This is a genomic window from Streptomyces ambofaciens ATCC 23877 (assembly GCF_001267885.1).
GTDB lineage: Bacteria > Actinomycetota > Actinomycetes > Streptomycetales > Streptomycetaceae > Streptomyces > Streptomyces ambofaciens.
In genome coordinates, this window is sequence record NZ_CP012382.1 from 1787247 (window position 1) to 1803765 (window position 16519).

At 71.9% G+C, this 16519-nt stretch carries 18 protein-coding genes and 1 tRNA gene; 11 read left to right on the forward strand and 8 right to left on the reverse strand.

Annotated features, from left to right (window positions below):
- Positions 1–5 precede the first annotated feature (5 nt).
- From SAM23877_RS08050 to SAM23877_RS08060, 3 genes are all read right to left on the reverse strand, one after another.
- A complete protein-coding gene (locus SAM23877_RS08050) occupies positions 6–767 on the reverse strand; it encodes a chaplin (RefSeq protein ID WP_053128360.1) in 762 nt (253 codons plus the stop codon).
- Between the two features lie 248 nt (positions 768–1015).
- Entirely contained in the window at positions 1016–1249 is a 234-nt protein-coding gene (chpH, locus tag SAM23877_RS08055; protein WP_053128361.1) for a chaplin ChpH, read from the reverse strand.
- A gap of 218 nt (positions 1250–1467) precedes the next feature.
- Positions 1468–2793, reverse strand: coding sequence for a M20/M25/M40 family metallo-hydrolase (locus SAM23877_RS08060; RefSeq protein ID WP_053128363.1), 1326 nt, complete (start codon positions 2791–2793; stop codon positions 1468–1470).
- Positions 2794–2966: 173 nt separating this feature from the next.
- Here SAM23877_RS08060 and SAM23877_RS08065 point away from each other — a divergent pair.
- Together SAM23877_RS08065 and SAM23877_RS08070 are read left to right on the forward strand one after the other, a co-directional pair.
- Positions 2967–3054 (forward strand) — tRNA-Leu (locus SAM23877_RS08065).
- 70 nt (positions 3055–3124) lie between these two features.
- A complete protein-coding gene (locus SAM23877_RS08070; protein WP_079030658.1) occupies positions 3125–3499 on the forward strand; it encodes a YchJ family protein in 375 nt (124 codons plus the stop codon).
- A gap of 16 nt (positions 3500–3515) precedes the next feature.
- Here the strand turns inward: SAM23877_RS08070 and SAM23877_RS08075 are convergent, their stop codons facing one another.
- Positions 3516–4217, reverse strand: coding sequence for a FadR/GntR family transcriptional regulator (locus SAM23877_RS08075; RefSeq protein WP_053128367.1), 702 nt, complete (start codon positions 4215–4217; stop codon positions 3516–3518).
- A gap of 137 nt (positions 4218–4354) precedes the next feature.
- On the opposite strand from SAM23877_RS08075, the gene SAM23877_RS08080 reads away from it, so the two are divergent.
- Positions 4355–4882: a gluconokinase gene (locus SAM23877_RS08080; RefSeq protein WP_079030081.1), complete on the forward strand. Its 528-nt coding sequence runs from the start codon at positions 4355–4357 to the stop codon at positions 4880–4882.
- A gap of 85 nt (positions 4883–4967) precedes the next feature.
- Positions 4968–6365: a GntT/GntP/DsdX family permease gene (locus SAM23877_RS08085; RefSeq protein WP_053128369.1), complete on the forward strand. Its 1398-nt coding sequence runs from the start codon at positions 4968–4970 to the stop codon at positions 6363–6365.
- A gap of 180 nt (positions 6366–6545) precedes the next feature.
- Here the strand turns inward: SAM23877_RS08085 and SAM23877_RS08090 are convergent, their stop codons facing one another.
- Both SAM23877_RS08090 and SAM23877_RS08095 read right to left on the reverse strand, forming a co-directional pair.
- Entirely contained in the window at positions 6546–8084 is a 1539-nt protein-coding gene (locus SAM23877_RS08090; RefSeq protein ID WP_053128371.1) for an APC family permease, read from the reverse strand.
- A gap of 34 nt (positions 8085–8118) precedes the next feature.
- The gene (locus SAM23877_RS08095) at positions 8119–9069 is read right to left on the reverse strand and encodes a hypothetical protein (protein ID WP_053128373.1); all 951 of its coding nucleotides are present in this window, start codon (positions 9067–9069) and stop codon (positions 8119–8121) included.
- 262 nt (positions 9070–9331) lie between these two features.
- Between SAM23877_RS08095 and SAM23877_RS08100 the strand changes: the two genes are divergently transcribed.
- The 4 genes from SAM23877_RS08100 (at position 9332) to SAM23877_RS08115 (ending at position 11964) form a co-directional block, all read left to right on the forward strand.
- Entirely contained in the window at positions 9332–10225 is an 894-nt protein-coding gene (locus SAM23877_RS08100; RefSeq protein WP_053142272.1) for a DMT family transporter, read from the forward strand.
- A 26-nt stretch (positions 10226–10251) separates the two neighbouring features.
- The gene (locus SAM23877_RS08105; protein ID WP_053128376.1) at positions 10252–10761 is read left to right on the forward strand and encodes an NUDIX hydrolase; all 510 of its coding nucleotides are present in this window, start codon (positions 10252–10254) and stop codon (positions 10759–10761) included.
- Positions 10762–11182: 421 nt separating this feature from the next.
- A complete protein-coding gene (locus tag SAM23877_RS08110) occupies positions 11183–11575 on the forward strand; it encodes a YidH family protein (RefSeq protein WP_053128378.1) in 393 nt (130 codons plus the stop codon).
- A 2-nt stretch (positions 11576–11577) separates the two neighbouring features.
- On the forward strand, positions 11578–11964 hold the full coding sequence (locus tag SAM23877_RS08115; RefSeq protein ID WP_079030083.1) for a DUF202 domain-containing protein: 387 nt from the start codon (positions 11578–11580) through the stop codon (positions 11962–11964).
- A 22-nt stretch (positions 11965–11986) separates the two neighbouring features.
- Here the strand turns inward: SAM23877_RS08115 and SAM23877_RS08120 are convergent, their stop codons facing one another.
- Entirely contained in the window at positions 11987–12928 is a 942-nt protein-coding gene (locus SAM23877_RS08120) for an NADP-dependent oxidoreductase (RefSeq protein WP_053128379.1), read from the reverse strand.
- Between the two features lie 73 nt (positions 12929–13001).
- Here SAM23877_RS08120 and SAM23877_RS08125 point away from each other — a divergent pair, with 73 nt between their 5' ends.
- From SAM23877_RS08125 to SAM23877_RS08135, 3 genes are all read left to right on the forward strand, one after another.
- Positions 13002–13298 (forward strand): hypothetical protein, encoded by a 297-nt coding sequence (locus SAM23877_RS08125; RefSeq protein ID WP_053128380.1) that lies wholly within the window; start codon positions 13002–13004, stop codon positions 13296–13298.
- Between the two features lie 320 nt (positions 13299–13618).
- On the forward strand, positions 13619–14638 hold the full coding sequence (locus tag SAM23877_RS08130; protein ID WP_053142275.1) for a phosphotransferase family protein: 1020 nt from the start codon (positions 13619–13621) through the stop codon (positions 14636–14638).
- A gap of 6 nt (positions 14639–14644) precedes the next feature.
- Positions 14645–15859 (forward strand): acyl-CoA dehydrogenase family protein, encoded by a 1215-nt coding sequence (locus SAM23877_RS08135; protein WP_053128382.1) that lies wholly within the window; start codon positions 14645–14647, stop codon positions 15857–15859.
- Between the two features lie 38 nt (positions 15860–15897).
- Here the strand turns inward: SAM23877_RS08135 and SAM23877_RS08140 are convergent, their stop codons facing one another.
- On the reverse strand, positions 15898–16491 hold the full coding sequence (locus SAM23877_RS08140; protein WP_053128384.1) for a TetR/AcrR family transcriptional regulator: 594 nt from the start codon (positions 16489–16491) through the stop codon (positions 15898–15900).
- Positions 16492–16519: the final 28 nt, after the last annotated feature.

The following is a 16519-nucleotide window of genomic DNA, read 5'->3' on the forward strand; positions in this document are numbered from 1 at the left end:
CCGCGTCACGCCGAGGCGCGCGCCTTGCGATAGAGCACCGTGCCCGCGAGCAGCGCACCCGCACCGACCGGGAGGGCGAGGCCCAGGGGCAGGTCGCTGCCGGTCTCGGCGAGCCGCGCGTCACCCCGGGGCTGGGCGACGCTCTGGGCGCCCGGCTGGTTGCCGTCGGAGGAACCGCCCGGCGTCTCGCCGTCCGTTCCGGGCGGGGTGCCCGGTGTACCGGGGTCGCCGGGATTGCCGGGGTCACCGGGGTCACCGGGGTCACCCGGCCCTCCGGGGGGCGTCTCGTGGCCGCCGCCGGGCGGCGTCGAGTGATCCCCGCCACCCCCGTTGCGGCAGTCGTTGCCGGTGGTCGGGTTGAGGACGCCGACGACGTCGACGCTGTTGCCGCAGACGTTCACCGGCACGTGCACCGGCGCCTCGACGTGGTTGCCGGAGCCGACGCCGGGTGAGTCGGTGGCGTGCCCGCCCGCGTGCGAACCGCCCCGGTCCCCGGAGTCGCCGTACCCGCCGGACGGACCGCCGCCCTGGTTGGCGCACGAGTTGCCCATCGCCGGGTTGAGGACGCCGACGACGTCGACCGTGTTGCCGCAGACGTTCACCGGCACGTGCACCGGCGCCTGCACCGTGTTGCCGGAGAGCACGCCGGGCGACCCCGAACTCGATCCGTGCGCGCCCGAGTCCGCGTGGGCGGTGCCGCCCGCGGCGGCGATCACGCCGGTGGCCGCCGCCATCGTCATCAGGCCCTTGCGGGTGACCTGTCGCATTTCCTGAATCCCTGCCTTGCCCTAGTCCCGTGGTACGAGAAGTCTCGTGAAACGGAAGTCCAGTGAAGCGGAAGTCCCGTCGTGCAGAAGTCCCGTGCCGCAGAAGTTCCGTAGCCCGAGAATGCCGGGAATTCCGACGGTGCCGTCGCTCCCACGCCCATGAAGGCCGCAAAGGCCGTCGGCCCCGGAGCGCGTGGCGCGCACTCCGGGGCCGGCGGACTCAGACCCTCATGGGGTGAGGCACAACGTCACTTGTTGATGCAGACGTTGCCGAAGGCGGGGTTCAGCAGACCGATCACGGAGATCGTGTTGCCGCAGACGTTCACCGGCACGTGAACGGGCACCTGAACGACGTTGCCGGAGAGGACACCGGGCGAGTGCACAGCGGCACCCTGAGCACCGGAGTCGGCGACGGCCATGCCGGCGCCCGCGAGAACCAGACCACCGGTGGCAGCCGCGGCGGCGACGACCTTCTTGAACATTATTCCTCCTAGTTGGCAAAGCGATCCAGGTTGCTGATCGCATCACTTGTAACGAGGAGGGAGTAATGAGGCTACGAGCTTATGAGCGCATTCACCCGTCCCGGGCGCCTCCCGCACACGCGAGCGAATAGCACCGTGTGCGGAAATCGCGTTTCTTCGGGCGCTTCGGGACGCGTCGAATCCTCGGGCGGTTCAGGACGCGTCGAATCTCGGGCGGTTCAGGACGCGTCGATGAAACGGTCGAGCACCCGCACGCCGAACCGCAGTCCCTCCACCGGCACCCGCTCGTCCACACCGTGGAACATGCCCGCGAAGTCCAGCTCCGGCGGCAGCTTGAGCGGCGCGAAGCCGAAGCCCCGGATACCGAGGTCGTCGAAGGACTTCGCGTCCGTGCCGCCGGAGAGCATGTACGGGATCGCCTTCGCGGCCGGGTCCTCGGCCACCAGCGCGGACTGCATCGCGTCGACCAGCGCACCGTCGAACGTGGTCTCGACGGCCTTGTCGGCGTGCACGTCCTCGCGCCGCACCTTGGGGCCGAGGATCCGGTCGAGGTCGGCGAGGAACTCCTCCTCGTGGCCGGGCAGGAACCGGCCGTCGACGTGCGCGGTGGCCTCGCCGGGAATGACGTTGACCTTGTAACCCGCGCCCAGCTGGGTCGGGTTGGCGGTGTTGCTCAGGGTCGCGCCGATGAGCTTGGCGATGCCGCCGAGCTTGGCGAGGGTTCCCTCCATGTTCTCCGGGTCCAGCTCGGTGCCGAGCGCGTCGCCCAGTTCGTCGAGGAAGGCCCGGGTGGTCTTGGTGACCCGGATGGGGAAGGTGTGGCGGCCGAGGCGTGCGACGGCCTCCGACAGCTCGGTGATGGCGTTGTCGCGGTGGATCATCGACCCGTGCCCGGCGGTGCCGGCCACGGTCAGCTTCATCCAGTGCATGCCCTTCTCGGCCGTCTGGATCAGATAGAGGCGGCGCTGCTCGCTCACGGTGAAGGAGAAGCCGCCCACCTCGCTGATCGCCTCGGTGACGCCTTCGAAGAGGCCGGGGTGCTTGTCGACGAGGTGACGGGCGCCGTACGTCCCGCCGGCCTCCTCGTCCGCGAGGAACGCCAGGACGATGTCGCGCGGCGGCCTGCGCCCGCTGCGCAGCCGGTCGCGGACGACCGCGAGGGTCATCGCGTCCATGTCCTTCATGTCGACCGCGCCGCGGCCCCAGACGCACCCGTCCGCGATCTCGCCGGAGAAGGGGTGGTGGGTCCAGTCGTCCGCGTTGGCCGGGACGACGTCGGTGTGGCCGTGGATGAGCAGCGCGGGCCTGGACGGGTCCTCGCCCTCGATCCGGGCCACCGTGGACGCGCGTCCGGGGTGGGACTCGAAGATCTGCGGTTCGAGTCCCACCTCGGCGAGCTTCTCGGCGACCCATTCGGCCGCCTTGCGCTCGCCCGGACCCGAGTGGTCCCCGTAGTTGCTGGTGTCGATCCGGATCAGCTCGCGGCAGAGGTCGACGACCTCGTCCTCGCCGGTGACGCTCCTGGCCGTGCCCGAGTCGCTCACGTGGTTCCTCCCGCTGTCACTGCTGGTGTCCCTGCTGGTTTCCCTGCCGGTGGGTCTCCCTCATCCTCCTCCCTGGACCGCCCGGGCCCAAGGAGGGGGTGATCGGCCACCCCGGAAAGCCTGGTAATGTTTACGTCGTCGCCAAGGGCAAGACCCCGCGCGACAGACACCTTGTCCGGGTGGCGGAATGGCAGACGCGCTAGCTTGAGGTGCTAGTGCCCTTTATCGGGCGTGGGGGTTCAAGTCCCCCCTCGGACACCACTGAAGACCCCTGTTCACCAGGGGTCTTCTGCTGTTCGGTCTCCGGCCGCGACCGGGCACAATGGCCGCCATGACCACCCCTTCCTGCCCGTGCGGGCTGTCCGGTCCGTACGAGAAGTGCTGCGGCCGCTTCCACTCGGGCGCCGCCTCCGCGCCGACCGCCGAGGCCCTGATGCGCTCGCGCTACAGCGCCTTCGTCCGACTGGACGCGGGCTACCTGCTGCGGACGTGGCATCCGCGGACACGGCCGGAGCGGCTCGACCTCGACCCGGGCACGCGGTGGACCGGACTGGAGATCCTCGGCTCGACCGACGGGTCCGCCTTCCACACCACCGGCACCGTGACCTTCCGCGCCTCCTACCGCGGCGGCTCACTGCACGAGCGGAGCCGGTTCGAGCGCGTCGACGGGGCGTGGGCGTACGTCGACGGCGCGTTCCTGGCGTAGCTCCGCCCGGCAGGCTTCACGGCGCCAGGATGTCCAGCTCCTGGAGCGCCCCCACCGTGATCTCCCGGGTCAGCCGCTCCGCACGCTCCGCGTCCCGGGCGCGCACCGCCTCGGCGACCTGGACGTGCAGGGTGACGGCGGCCGGGTCGGGGTCCTCGAACATCACGTCGTGGTGGGTGCGGCCCGCCAGGACCTCGGCGACGACGCCGCCGAGACGGGCGAACATCTCGTTGCCGGAGGCGGTCAGGATGACGCGGTGGAAGGCCACGTCGTGGAAGAGGTACTGCTCCAGCCGGTGGCCGCTCGAGTTGGCGACCATGCCGAGCGCGCACTCGGTCAGCTCGGCGCACTGCTCGGGCGTGGCCAGGCGGGCCGCGAGTCCCGCCGCCACCGGTTCGACCGCCGAGCGCAGCACGGTCAGGGAGCGCAGCTGCCGCGGGCGCTCGGAGCCGGCCAGGCGCCAGCGGATGACCTGCGGGTCGTAGACGTTCCACTCGCATTCCGGCAGGACGGTCACGCCCACGCGGCGGCGCGACTCCACGAGGTGCATGGACTCCAGCACCCGGACCGCCTCGCGCATCACCGAGCGCGACACCTCGAAACGCTGGGCCAGCTCGTCGGTGCGCAGAACGCTGCCCGCAGGGTATTCGCCCGCTGTGATCGCGGGGCCGAGGGTGTCCAGTACGCGGCCGTGCAGCCCCCGGCCCGGTGTGCTCATGCACTCAGCGTACGGGTCGGATCACGGGAACAAAAAGTCAGACTTATATGTCACACGCTCTTGAATTTGTCGTACCTAATGGGTTTCAGTTGCGTCGACATCACGTGTCGACGAAGACAGCAGACAGCGAGAGTGCGATGCAGCGACTGCACACCCCCCATGTCGTCGTGGTCATGGGCGTAGCGGGTACCGGGAAGACCACCATCGGCCCCCTGCTCGCGGCCCGGCTCGGCGTTCCCTACGCCGAGGGCGACGACTTCCATCCGCCGGCCAACATCGCCAAGATGACGGCCGGCACCCCGCTCACCGACGAGGACCGGTGGCCCTGGCTGGACGCCATCGGCGGCTGGGCGCACGGGCGGGCGGGGCTCGGTGGGGTGGTGAGCAGTTCGGCGCTGAAGCGGTCCTACCGCGACCGGTTGCGGGCCGCCGCTCCCGGTGTCGTCTTCGTCCACCTCACGGGCAGCCGGGAGCTGATCGAGGACCGGATGTCGCACCGGCAGGGGCACTTCATGCCGACGGCCCTGCTCGACTCCCAGTTCGCCACGCTCCAGCCGCTGGAGCCGGACGAGGCGGGGGTCGCGGTGGACGTCGCCGGCTCCCCCGAGGAGATCACCGAACGGGCGGCGACCGCCCTGACGGACCTTCCCGAGCCGGTCCAGTAACCCCCACCCCTGTGCGGGGTCGTGCCGCCACCGGCGGGCCCGGCCCCTCAGTCCCCCGAACCCCCATCACCGCAAGGGAACCACCGTGACCAGACTCAGCGTCGAGATGCTGGCAGCGGACACCGTCGAGCCCATCACCTCGGCCGGCCACGCCCAGCTGGGCATCGCCGTGCTCCTGGGCATCGCCGTCATCGTCCTGCTCATCACCAAGTTCAAGCTGCATGCCTTCCTGTCGCTGACCATCGGGTCGCTGGCGCTCGGCGCGTTCGCCGGGGCCCCGCTGGACAAGGTCATCACCAGCTTCACCGCCGGGCTGGGCTCCACCGTCGCGGGCGTCGGCGTACTGATCGCCCTCGGCGCGATCCTCGGCAAGATGCTCGCCGACTCCGGCGGCGCCGACCAGATCGTGGACACCATCCTCGCCAAGGCGAGCCCGCGTTCGATGCCGTGGACGATGGTGCTCATCGCCTCCGTCATCGGACTGCCGTTGTTCTTCGAGGTCGGCATAGTCCTGCTGATCCCGGTCGTCCTGATGGTCGCCAAGCGCGGCAACTACTCCCTGATGCGCATCGGCATCCCGGCCCTGGCCGGTCTGTCCGTCATGCACGGTCTGGTCCCGCCGCACCCCGGTCCGCTGGTCGCGATCGACGCGCTGGGCGCCAACCTCGGTGTGACCCTGGCGCTGGGCGTCCTGGTCGCCATCCCGACGGTGATCATCGCCGGGCCGGTGTTCTCGAAGTACGCGGCCCGCTGGGTGGACGTCCCGGCCCCCGACCGCATGATCCCGCAGCGCGCCTCGGAGGAACTGGAGAAGCGCCCCGGCTTCGGCGCCACCCTGGCGACCATCCTGCTGCCGGTCGTGCTGATGCTGGCCAAGGCGCTCGTCGACATCATCGTCGACGACCCGGAGGCCCTGGTGCAGCGCACCTTCGACGTGATCGGCAACCCGCTGGTCGCCCTGCTCGCCGCCGTGATCGTCGGCATCTTCACGCTGCTGCGCCCGGCCGGGTTCGGCAAGGACCGTCTGTCGGGCCTGGTCGAGAAGGGCCTCGCGCCGATCGCGGGCATCCTGCTGATCGTCGGCGCGGGCGGCGGCTTCAAGCAGACGCTGATCGACTCCGGCGTCGGCCGGATGATTCTGGAGATCTCCGAGGACTGGTCCATCCCGGCGCTGCTGCTGGCCTGGCTGATCGCGGTGGCGATCCGGCTGGCGACCGGTTCGGCGACCGTGGCGACCGTCTCGGCGGCCGGCCTGGTCGCACCGCTGGCGGCCGACATGTCGACGACCCACGCGGCCCTGCTGGTCCTGGCCATCGGCGCCGGCTCGCTCTTCTTCAGCCATGTCAACGACGCCGGCTTCTGGCTGGTGAAGGAGTACTTCGGCCTGAACGTCGGCCAGACCATCAAGACCTGGTCCGTCATGGAGACGATCATCTCGGTGGTCGCCGGTGCCCTGGTCCTGCTGTTGTCCCTGGTCATCTAACCGAGCACGCAGGAGCGCGGCGACACCGAGCCGCCGCGCGAGGCAGCGGTACCGGCGGGGGGGTCCCGGTGGCGGGACCCTCACCGGGCTCCCCGCACCCAGGGGCGCGACCGACCGCGCCTGGCGCCTTCGTGCTCGCCACCCCGGACCAGTCAGCCCCCCTCGGCGTCCCCCTGAGACTCAGGGGGACGCCGCCTTGTCCAGCTGGAAGGCCTCGTTGCCCTGCCCGATCCGTGCGTGCCGTTCGGGGGCCCGGGCGCGCAGGACCAGGCCCTGCACCAGGCCTGTGAGCGCCGCGAGGCCGATGACGCCCGGCAGCATCCAGCTCAGGGAGGAGCCGGGGCCGGCGCCGACGAGGACGTCGAAGTCCTTGACGGTGTAACCGGCGATCACCAGCAGGGCGACGCCCGCGACGGTGGAGGTCGCCAGCCGCACGCCCTGGGCGCCGGCCGCGCCGCGGCGGACGAAGAAGGCCACCACGGAGAACGAGGCGGCGGCCATCAGCACGATGACGCCGAGGGCGCCGATGTTGCCGCCCCAGGTGAACAGGTGCAGGACGGGCTGGGTCGGGTCGCCGTTCGGCTTGTCGTCGGCGACGGCGAAGCCGGCCACCACGACCGCGGACACGGCGGTCTGGAGCAGCGAACCGGTGCCGGGCGCACCGCTGGAGCCACTGGTCCGCCCGAAGGCGGCGGGCAGCAGCCCCTCCCGGCCCATGGCGAAGGCGTACCGGGCGACGACGTTGTGGAAGCTCAGCAGGGCGGCGAACATGCCGGTCACGAAGAGGACGTGCAGGACGTCGGTGAAGGTGCCGCCCAGCCGGGACTCGGTGAGGAAGAAGAGCAGCCCGGCACTCTGCTCCTGAGCGGTCCCGACGATCTTGTCCGGTCCGGTGGCGACGGTCAGCGCCCAGCTGCTGAGCGCGAAGAACACCGCGACCCCACCGACCGCCAGGAACATGACACGCGGCACCAGCACATGCGGCCGACTGGTCTCCTCGGCGTACACGGGAGCCTGCTCGAAGCCGAGGAAGGCGGCGATGCAGAAGCACAGCGCGGTCCCCACGCCCGCCCCCGTCAGGGTGTCCGGATCGAAGGCGTGCAGCGAAAGCCCTTGGGCGCCCGGATCGGCGACGGCGGCGATGTCGAACACGACCACGAGGGCCACCTCGATCAGCAGCAGCACGCCCAGCACCCGCGCGTTGACGTCGATCTTCAGCCAGCCCAGCGCGCCGACCGCGAGCACGGCCAGCAGCGCCGGTATCCACCAGGCGACCTCCAGGTCGGCGTAGGTGGCCAGGAGCCCGGAGACCTCGAAGCCGAAGATGCCGTAGATGCCGACCTGGAGGGCGTTGTAGGCGACCAGGGCGACGAGCGCGGCGCCGGCGCCGGCGGTGCCGCCGAGTCCGCGGGAGATGTACGCGTAGAAGGCGCCGGCGTTGTGGACGTGCCGGCTCATCTCGGCGTATCCGATGCTGAAGAGGATCAGCACCACGCCCAGGAGCACGAAGAGCAGCGGCTGCCCCACGATGCCCATCACCGCGAAGGTGGTGGGCATGACGCCCGCGACCACCATCAGCGGGGCGGTGGCGGCGAGGACGGAGAGCAGCAGGCCCCCCGTGCCGAGCCGGTCGGCGCGCAGCGCCCGCTCCTGCCCCTTGAAGGTGCTGATGGCGCCACCGCTCGCGGATCGGCTCGTGCTCGAACTGCCCCTGGTCATCGCAGGACGTCCTTCTTTCGTGTGCGTCGGGGGGTCAGGCCGTGCCCAGTGCGCTCGCGCGGGCGGCACGGAAGGCCGGGTACGGCTCGCGGTCCGGATACGACCACGGGGCGGGTGTGGCGTGCTCGCCGATGCGGTGGAAGAGGGCGGCGGCCTCGGCGCCGCGGCCCTCGCAGACCTTGGCGTGGGCGAGGAAGTTGAGGTCGATCAGCCGGCGGGGGTGGCCGTCCTGCTCCCACTCCAGCCACCAGTCGAAGGCGGCCTTCATCACCAGCCGGGCCCGCCGGCCGACCCAGTGGCCGGAGGCGCTCGGGTGGGCGGACTCGTGCCCGGCGGCGGCGAGCACGCGGTAGCGCTCGGCGTGCGCGACGACCGGGAGGACGGCCAGCGGGGAGTCGGCGGGGGCCTGCTCGGCGGCCCAGTTCGCGAAGTCGTACACCTCGTGCAGCGGGTCCGGGTCACCGTCGCCGAGGCGTTCGGCGAGCCGGGCCACCATCAGGTGATGGGCGTGGTGGTGATCGGCGTACCGTCCGCGCACCGCCTCGAAGACCCGCACGACGTCGTCGTCCACGCCCAGTGAACGCTCCAGCACGAGCAGCCCGAGCCACGGTGTGGGATCGCCGGGGACGAGCGCGGCCGCTTCCCGGCACGCCTCCCGTGCCCGGGCCGCCTTCTCCTTGCCGCGCAGGGCGCGGTGGACCAGCGCGAAGGCGAGCAGGACCGAGGCGTCGGCCGAATCGGGTTCGGCGAGCAGCCACTCGCGGGCCCAGGCGGCGCAGTAGGGCTCCTTGGCGAGGACGGTCACCCGGTGGCCCCGGCGGTCCCAGTCGTCCCCCGTATGGACCAGCAGGGAGCGCGCGGACTGCCAGCGTCCCTGGGCCAACGCGGCCCGGACCGCCACGAGTTCGGCGTCGTCGAGGGCCTCGTCGAAGACCTGGGCGGCGCGCTTGCGGCCGCGGCCGAGGGGAGGCGGAGGTGGGGACACCGCGGGAACTTCCTCACGCGACGCGGTAGGTCGTCGTAGCCGGATTGCCATGAACTGATCACGCACAGCAAACCGGCAGCCAAGGCTTGACGTCAAGGGGAGTCGAGCCGTTACACGCGTCAACTCTCTTATTGAAAACGGGACTTGTCGGTCGCCGCCCCACCCCGCCACCCGGATGCGGCGCCCACCCGGCACCCCGGGTCCACCGGCACTAGAGTCGCCCTACGCACCCGTGACCCGACTGACGATCGAGGTACGCAGCGTGTCGGTTCTGGTTCTGGTCCTCGCCGTGAGCGCCGCGTGCTGCCTGGGCCTCGGCTTCGTCCTCCAGCAGAACGCGGCCCAGCGCGCCCCGCTGGGCGACTTCCTCTCGCCCCGTCTCCTGCTGGATCTCGTACGGGTGCCGCGCTGGCTGGCCGGCATGGGCCTGATGGTGGCCGGCATGGTGCTGGGCGCGCTCGCGCTGGGCGGTGGCGAGCTGACCCTCGTCGAGCCCCTCCTGGCGACGAACCTCCTCTTCGCCCTGGCCCTCTCCCGCGCGCAGACCCGGCAGCCGCTGGGCCGCCAGGGCTGGGCGGGCCTCGTACTGCTCGCCGGCGGGGTCACCGCGTTCATCGTGGCGGGCGAGCCGCGCGGCGGCAGCACGGTGACCGACCCGGTACGGCACTGGCTGCTCATCGGCGCGATGCTGGGTGCGGCCCTGCTGCTCACGGTGTGCGCCGGCCGTTCCCGGCTGACGTGGGGGCCGACCCTGCTGGCGCTGGCGGCAGGCCTGGTCTACGGCGTGCAGGACGCGCTGACCCGGGTCAGCGGCCGGCACTTCTCCGAGGGCGGCCTGGCGGACACGCTGACGGGCTGGCAGCCGTACGCGGTGGTGGTGCTCGGCATCACCGGCCTGGTCCTGGTCCAGAGCGCCTTCGAGACCGCCCCCCTGCGCAGGTCGCTGCCCGCTCTGACGGCCGCCCAGCCGCTCGCGGGCATCGCCTGCGGGGTCGGCTTCCTCGGCGACCGGCTGCGGACCGACACCGGGGCCCTGGCGTGGGAGGCGGGCGGCCTCGCGGCGGTCGTGACCGGCATCGTCCTGCTGGGCCTGCATCCCGCGATGCCGCAGGGCACGCGCGAGAGCCGGCACACACGGGACCTGCAACGGCGCTGACCGCGCGGCGCTGCTTGGATGAGGGCATGAGCGCAGCTGACGAGATCCTCGACATCGTCGACGAGAACGACCAGGTCGTCGGGCAGGCCCGGCGGGGCGACGCGTACGCGCGGGGACTGCGCCACCGCTGCGTGTTCGTCCTCGCCCGGGACCCCCGGGGCCGCGTCTTCGTCCACCGCCGCACGCCGACGAAGCTGGTGTTCCCGTCCCTGTACGACATGTTCGTCGGCGGTGTGGTGGGCGCGGGCGAGTCCTACGACGACGCGGCCCTGCGTGAGGCCCAGGAGGAACTGGGGGTGACCGCGCTGCCGCGCCCGGAGCACCTCTTCACGTTCCTCTACGACGACGGCGCGGGCCGGAGCTGGTGGTCGGCGGTGTACGAGGTCCGCTGCGAGCCCCCGGTCGCCCCCCAGGCGGAGGAGGTCGCCTGGCACGGGTTCCTGACGGAGTCAGAGGTGGAGCGCCGCCTCGGGGAGTGGGAGTGGGTCCCGGACGGCCTGGCGGCGTACGCGCGGCTGCGCGCCCGGCGAGCATGACCCCACCGCGAGTCCACGCGAGAAACACGAGCGACACCCCGCACCCGCGCACGGCGAGCAGGTACGAACCGGGGGGCCGCACCAGCGCACGGCGAGTAGACGCGAACCGAGGGACCCGCACCCGCATACGGCGAGAAGGAGGCCATGTCGGGAGGACCCGCACCCGCGTACGGCGAGTAGACACGAACCGGTGGACCCGCACCCGCGTACGGCGAGAAGGGGCCGTGTCGGGGGGTGTCCGCCCGCAGCGGTTGGCGCGTCAACACCCTCACCTCATGAAGCAACCGATTCCGCGCCGTTCCGAGGACGGACACCCCCCGGCGCGGCCCCGACCCACAGACCGCCGCACGCGCACCGCGCACCCCCACCGGACCGGCACAGGCGCCGCAGGCACCCCGCACCCGCCCGATAGGGTCCCCGAGTGATCGAATTCGTGCGGAACGTCCGGCTCTGGTTCGCCCCCGAGGAGGTCCGGCAGGAGGGCGGCACCCCCGACTACCGGTTCTCCCTGGCCAACGAGCGCACCTTCCTGGCCTGGTTGCGCACGGCCCTCGCCCTGATCGGCGGCGGTTTCGCCGTGGACCAGTTCCTGCCGGACCTGCGCTGGGGCTGGCGGGTGGGACTCGCCCTCGCCCTGCTCGCCGCCGGCGTGCTCTGCTCGCTGCGCGCCGTGAACCACTGGGTGCGCTGCGAGCGGGCCATGCGCCGCGGCGAGGACCTCCCGGTCTCCCGCTTCCCGGCCCTGCTCAGCCTGGTCGTCGCCGTGGTCGCCGTGGCCATGGTCGTCGTGGTCCTCGTCGGCTGGGAAGGCTGAGCGTGAGCGCTCACAGCGACGGCGACGGCACAGGCACAGGCACAGGCACCGGCACCGGCACCGGCACCGGCACCGAAGGCCACCCCACCCGCGACCCCGGCCTCCAGCCCGAACGCACCCGGCTCGCCTGGCGACGCACGACCCTGTCGGGCACCGTCGTCGCCGTACTGGCCGCGAAGGCCGCACTGCACGGGGGCGCGGCCCCCGCCTCGGTCGTCGCCACCGCCCTGTGCTGCGTCCTGTGGCTGACCTTCCTGCGCATCGCCCACGTCCGCATCCGCACCCTCGCCTCGACCAACCGCCCCCGCGCGCTGACCCCGCCGTACGCCACGGCGGCGGCCCTGTGCACGGTCGCGCTCGCGGTGTGCGGCGCCTTCCTCGTGCTCTAGCCCCCGGCCCGGGTCACCCTCGTCACCCGCTCTCCTCCCAGTCCACCGTGACCACGATCTTCCCCCGCGTCCGGCCCTCCTGGTTCCGCCGGTGCGCGTCCGCAGCCCGCTCCAGCGGGAACGTCTCCGACACGTGCACCGTCACCACCCCCTGCTCCGCCAGCTCCGTCAGCCGCAGCAGATCGTCCGCGTCGGGTCGCACGAAGCAGTACCGCCCGCCGTAGTCGACGACGTCCGGGTCGGCGATCGACGCCAGGCGGCCCCCGGGGACCAGCAGGTCGGCCGAGGTCCTCAGCGTCTCGCCGCCGACCGTGTCGAACACCGCGGCCACGCCCTCGGGCGCCAGCCCCCGCACCCGCTCGGCCAGCCCCTCCCCGTACGCCACCGGTTCCCCGCCCAGCCCTCGCACGAAGTCGTGGTTGTGCTCGCTCGCCGTACCGATGACCCGCGCCCCGGCGTACCGGCCCAGCTGGACGGCGATCGAGCCGACCCCGCCCGCGGCGGCGTGCACGAGTACGGTGTCGCCCCGGCCGACCCCCAGTGCCCCGTTCATCACCTGGTACGCGGTCAACCCGGTCAGCGGCAGCCCCGCCGCCTCCTCGTAGGTGAGGTTGCGCGGCTTGCGCGCGAGGGTGCGCACGGGCGCCGCCACGTACTCGGCGAAGGTGCCCCGGGAGAGGAAGTCCTCGCGGACGTAGCCGATGACCTCGTCCCCGACCGCGAACTCCGTGACGGCCGCCCCGGGCTGCACCACGACTCCCGAGACGTCCCATCCGGGGACCACCGGGAAGACGGGCTGGAGGAGGGCGTCGAGGTGTCCGTCCCGGCATTTCCAGTCGACGGGGTTGACGGCGGCGGCCCGCACCTTGACGAGCACCGAGTCGGGCCCGACCCGCGGATCGCGGACCTCCCCGTACTCGAGCACCTCGGGACCGCCGTACCGTGCGTAACTGATCGCCTTCATGGCTCCGACCCTCCGGGGTACCCGGACCCCACGCAACCGGAATGTCCGCATATGCACCACTAAGATGAGCGCCATGACCACTCTCCACGAGGAACACACGGCCCACGAGCACGACCACGGCCCCACCTGCGGGCACGCCGAGGTGCCGCACGGCGATCACGTCGACTACGCGCACGACGGGCACCTGCACCGCGCGCACAGCGGCCACTGGGACGAGTGCGAGCCCTCCGGGCACACCGCGCACGGGAGTCACGAGCACCGCCACGACGAGAACTGCGGGCACGCGCGCGTGCGCCACGGCGACCACGTCGACTACCTCCACGACGGCCACCGGCACGCCGCGCACGACGGCCACTGGGACGACCACTGACCGAAGGTCACCACGCCGCCCGCCGCCCTCACGACGAGCCGCCGAACGGACCACCGACGCCACGACGGACCACCCACGCCACGACGGACCACCGGCACCGCGGCAGCCCACCGCCGCACAACAGACGGACGGCACCACTACGGACCACCGCCGCCCCGACAGACGGACGGCGCCACGACGAACCGACGGCTCCCCGCACGAGGATGCGGGGAGCCGCCGCCGCGTCGTGGCGCCGATCACGTTCCGTCCTCCCACTGGACGGCATACCGACTGGTCGGCATCATGACTCGGGTACTGTACGCCTGCCCGTAGGAGCGATGATGAGCCCCGACCACCCGCCCGGACTCGATCTCGACCGGTTGCGCGGCCTGCTCGACCGCGAGCGGCCCGGTCTGGTGACCGGCCCGCTGTCCGGCCGGCTGATCGAGGGCGGACGGTCGAACCTCACCTACGCGGTCTCGGACGGTACCGCGCGCTGGGTCGTACGGCGTCCCCCGCTCGGCCACGTCCTGGCCACCGCGCACGACATGAAGCGCGAGCACCGCGTGATCAGCGCGCTGCACCCGACGAACGTGCCGGTGCCGCGGACCGTCCTCCTCTGCGAGGACGAGGAGGTCCTCGGAGCGCCCTTCTACGTCATGGAGTTCGTCGAGGGCACCCCGTACCGCACCGCCGACCAGCTCGCTCCGCTCGGCCCCGAGCGCACCCGCTCCGCCGTGCTGAACCTGGTCGACACGCTCGTGGAACTGCACGCGGTGGACCCCGCCGAGGTGGGCCTCGCGGACTTCGGCCGCCCCGAGGGCTTCCTCGACCGCCAGCTGCGGCGCTGGGCCAAGCAGCTGGACGCCTCCCGCAACCGCGACCTGGCCGGCATCGACGAGCTGCACGCCACGCTCGGCCGGGAGCTGCCCGTCTCCCCGGCCCCGGCGGTCGTGCACGGTGACTACCGCCTCGACAACGTGCTGATCGACGGCGACGAGATCAAGGCGATCCTCGACTGGGAGATGTCCACGCTCGGGGACCCGCTCACCGACCTCGGCCTGCTGGTGATGTACAGCATGCCGCTCGGCATGCCCGACTCCCCCGTCTCCACCACCGCCCAGGCCCCCGGCCACCCCGCGCCGTCCGAGCTCGTCGAGCGGTACGCCGAGCGCTCGGGGCGCGACGTGTCCGCCGTCGCCTGGTACACGGCGTTCGCCTGGTTCAAGCTCGCCGTGATCCTGGAGGGCATCCACTACCGCTACACGCTGGGCCAGACGGTCGGCCGCGGTTTCGACCGCATCGGCGATCTCGTCCCCGTCTTCATCGAGCACGGCCTGACCACCCTTCAGGAAGGCTGACCCGTCATGGACTTCGCGTTCGACGCACGCACCGAGGAACTCCGCGCCAAGCTGCTCGCCTTCATGGACGAGTACGTCTATCCGGCCGAGCAGGTCGCCCACGAGCAGCGCGCCCGCCTCGCCTCGCCGTGGGACACCCCGCAGGTCGTCGAGGACCTCAAGGCCGAGGCCCGCCGCCAGGGCCTGTGGAACCTCTTCCTGCCCGACGCCGAGCACGGCGCGGGCCTCACCAACCTCCAGTACGCCCCGCTCGCCGAGATCACCGGCCGCAGCCCGCAGCTGGCGCCGACGGCGACGAACTGCGCGGCGCCGGACACCGGCAACATGGAGGTGCTCGCCCAGTTCGCCGACGAGGCGCAGAAGAAGCAGTGGCTCCAGCCGCTGCTCGCCGGTGAGATCCGCTCCGCGTTCGCGATGACCGAGCCGGAGGTGGCCTCCTCGGACGCCACGAACATCACCACGCGCATCGAGCGCGACGGCGACGAGTACGTCATCACCGGCCGCAAGTGGTACATCTCCGGGGCGATGAACCCGGACTGCCAGATCTTCATCGTGATGGGCAAGACCGACCCGGGCGGCGAGGACATCCGCCGCCAGCAGTCGATGGTGCTGGTCCCCCGCGACACGCCCGGCGTCACCGTCGACCGGGCCATGCAGGTCTTCGGCTACGAGGACCACTACCACGGCGGCCACGCCGAAGTGACCTTCGACCACGCGCGCGTGCCGGTGGCGAACCTGATCGGCGAGGAGGGCGGCGGCTTCGCCATCGCCCAGGCCCGCCTGGGCCCGGGCCGCATCCACCACTGCATGCGGCTGATCGGCATGGCGGAGCGCGCGATCGAGCTGATGTGCCGTCGGGCGGTGGACCGTACCGCCTTCGGCAAGGCGCTCGCCCAGCAGGGCGTCGTGCACAACTGGATCGCGGACGCGCGGGTGACCGTGGAGCAGCTGCGGCTCCTCGTGCTGAAGACCGCCTGGCTGATGGACACCGTCGGCAACCGGGGCGCCCACACCGAGATCCAGGCCATCAAGATCGCCACGCCCCGCGCGGTGGTCGACATCATCGACCGGGCCATCCAGCTGCACGGCGCGGGCGGCGTGAGCCAGGACTTCCCGCTGGCCGAGCTCTACGCCGGTGCCCGGACGCTGATGATCGCCGACGGTCCGGACGAGGTGCACCAGCGCTCGCTGGCCCGCCGGGAGATCAAGAAGTACCTCTGAGCGAGACGGCGCCCCCCGGAAGAGCGGGGGGCGTCACCTCACGGGCGCAGCGCGCGCAGCAGCAGGTCGGCGAGGTGGTCGGCCACTTCCTGCGGGGTGAGCGGTCCGTCGGGGCGGTACCAGGTGGACAGGTGGTGGACGGAGCCGAAGTGGTAGTCCACCACCAGGGAGGCCGGGGCCTCCTTGGTGAAGACGCCGGCCTGCTGGCCCTCCTCGATGAGCGCGCGGAAGCGTTCGTGGTAGCGCCGGCGTTCCGCGCGTACCTGCTTGTTCTTCTCCGGGCTCAGCTGGTGCATGGAGCGGAAGAAGATCGACGCGTCGTCGAGGTTGTCGATGGTGGTGACGACGACGTCGGCCGCCGCGTCCCGCACCCGCTTCTCGACCGGCTCGTCGGAGTCCGCGAAGGCGTCCAGGCGTTCCTGCTGGAGGCGCAGCACCCGCGCGTACACCTCGTGCAGCAGGTCGTCCTTGGAGCCGAAGTAGTGGTACAGGGCCCCCTTGGTGACGCCGGCCGCCTCCACGATCTCCTGTACCGAGGTGCGGTCGTAGCCCTGCTCCGCGAAGAGCCGGGTGGCGGCGGCCAGGAGCCGCTGCGGCACCGGAGTGCCGTCCCCGTCCGTGGTCCTGGGCACTGCCGTCACCTGCCTTTCCGTTGTCAGT

Coding starts and splice junctions, on each gene's coding strand:
- SAM23877_RS08050 (WP_053128360.1), bottom strand. CDS start 767: ATGCGACAGGTCACCCGCAAGGGCCTGATGACGATGGCGGCGGCCACC.
- chpH (WP_053128361.1), bottom strand. CDS start 1,249: ATGTTCAAGAAGGTCGTCGCCGCCGCGGCTGCCACCGGTGGTCTGGTT.
- SAM23877_RS08070 (WP_079030658.1), top strand. CDS start 3,125: ATGACCACCCCTTCCTGCCCGTGCGGGCTGTCCGGTCCGTACGAGAAG.
- SAM23877_RS08075 (WP_053128367.1), bottom strand. CDS start 4,217: ATGAGCACACCGGGCCGGGGGCTGCACGGCCGCGTACTGGACACCCTC.
- SAM23877_RS08080 (WP_079030081.1), top strand. CDS start 4,355: ATGCAGCGACTGCACACCCCCCATGTCGTCGTGGTCATGGGCGTAGCG.
- SAM23877_RS08090 (WP_053128371.1), bottom strand. CDS start 8,084: ATGACCAGGGGCAGTTCGAGCACGAGCCGATCCGCGAGCGGTGGCGCC.
- SAM23877_RS08105 (WP_053128376.1), top strand. CDS start 10,252: ATGAGCGCAGCTGACGAGATCCTCGACATCGTCGACGAGAACGACCAG.
- SAM23877_RS08120 (WP_053128379.1), bottom strand. CDS start 12,928: ATGAAGGCGATCAGTTACGCACGGTACGGCGGTCCCGAGGTGCTCGAG.
- SAM23877_RS08125 (WP_053128380.1), top strand. CDS start 13,002: ATGACCACTCTCCACGAGGAACACACGGCCCACGAGCACGACCACGGC.
- SAM23877_RS08130 (WP_053142275.1), top strand. CDS start 13,619: ATGAGCCCCGACCACCCGCCCGGACTCGATCTCGACCGGTTGCGCGGC.
- SAM23877_RS08135 (WP_053128382.1), top strand. CDS start 14,645: ATGGACTTCGCGTTCGACGCACGCACCGAGGAACTCCGCGCCAAGCTG.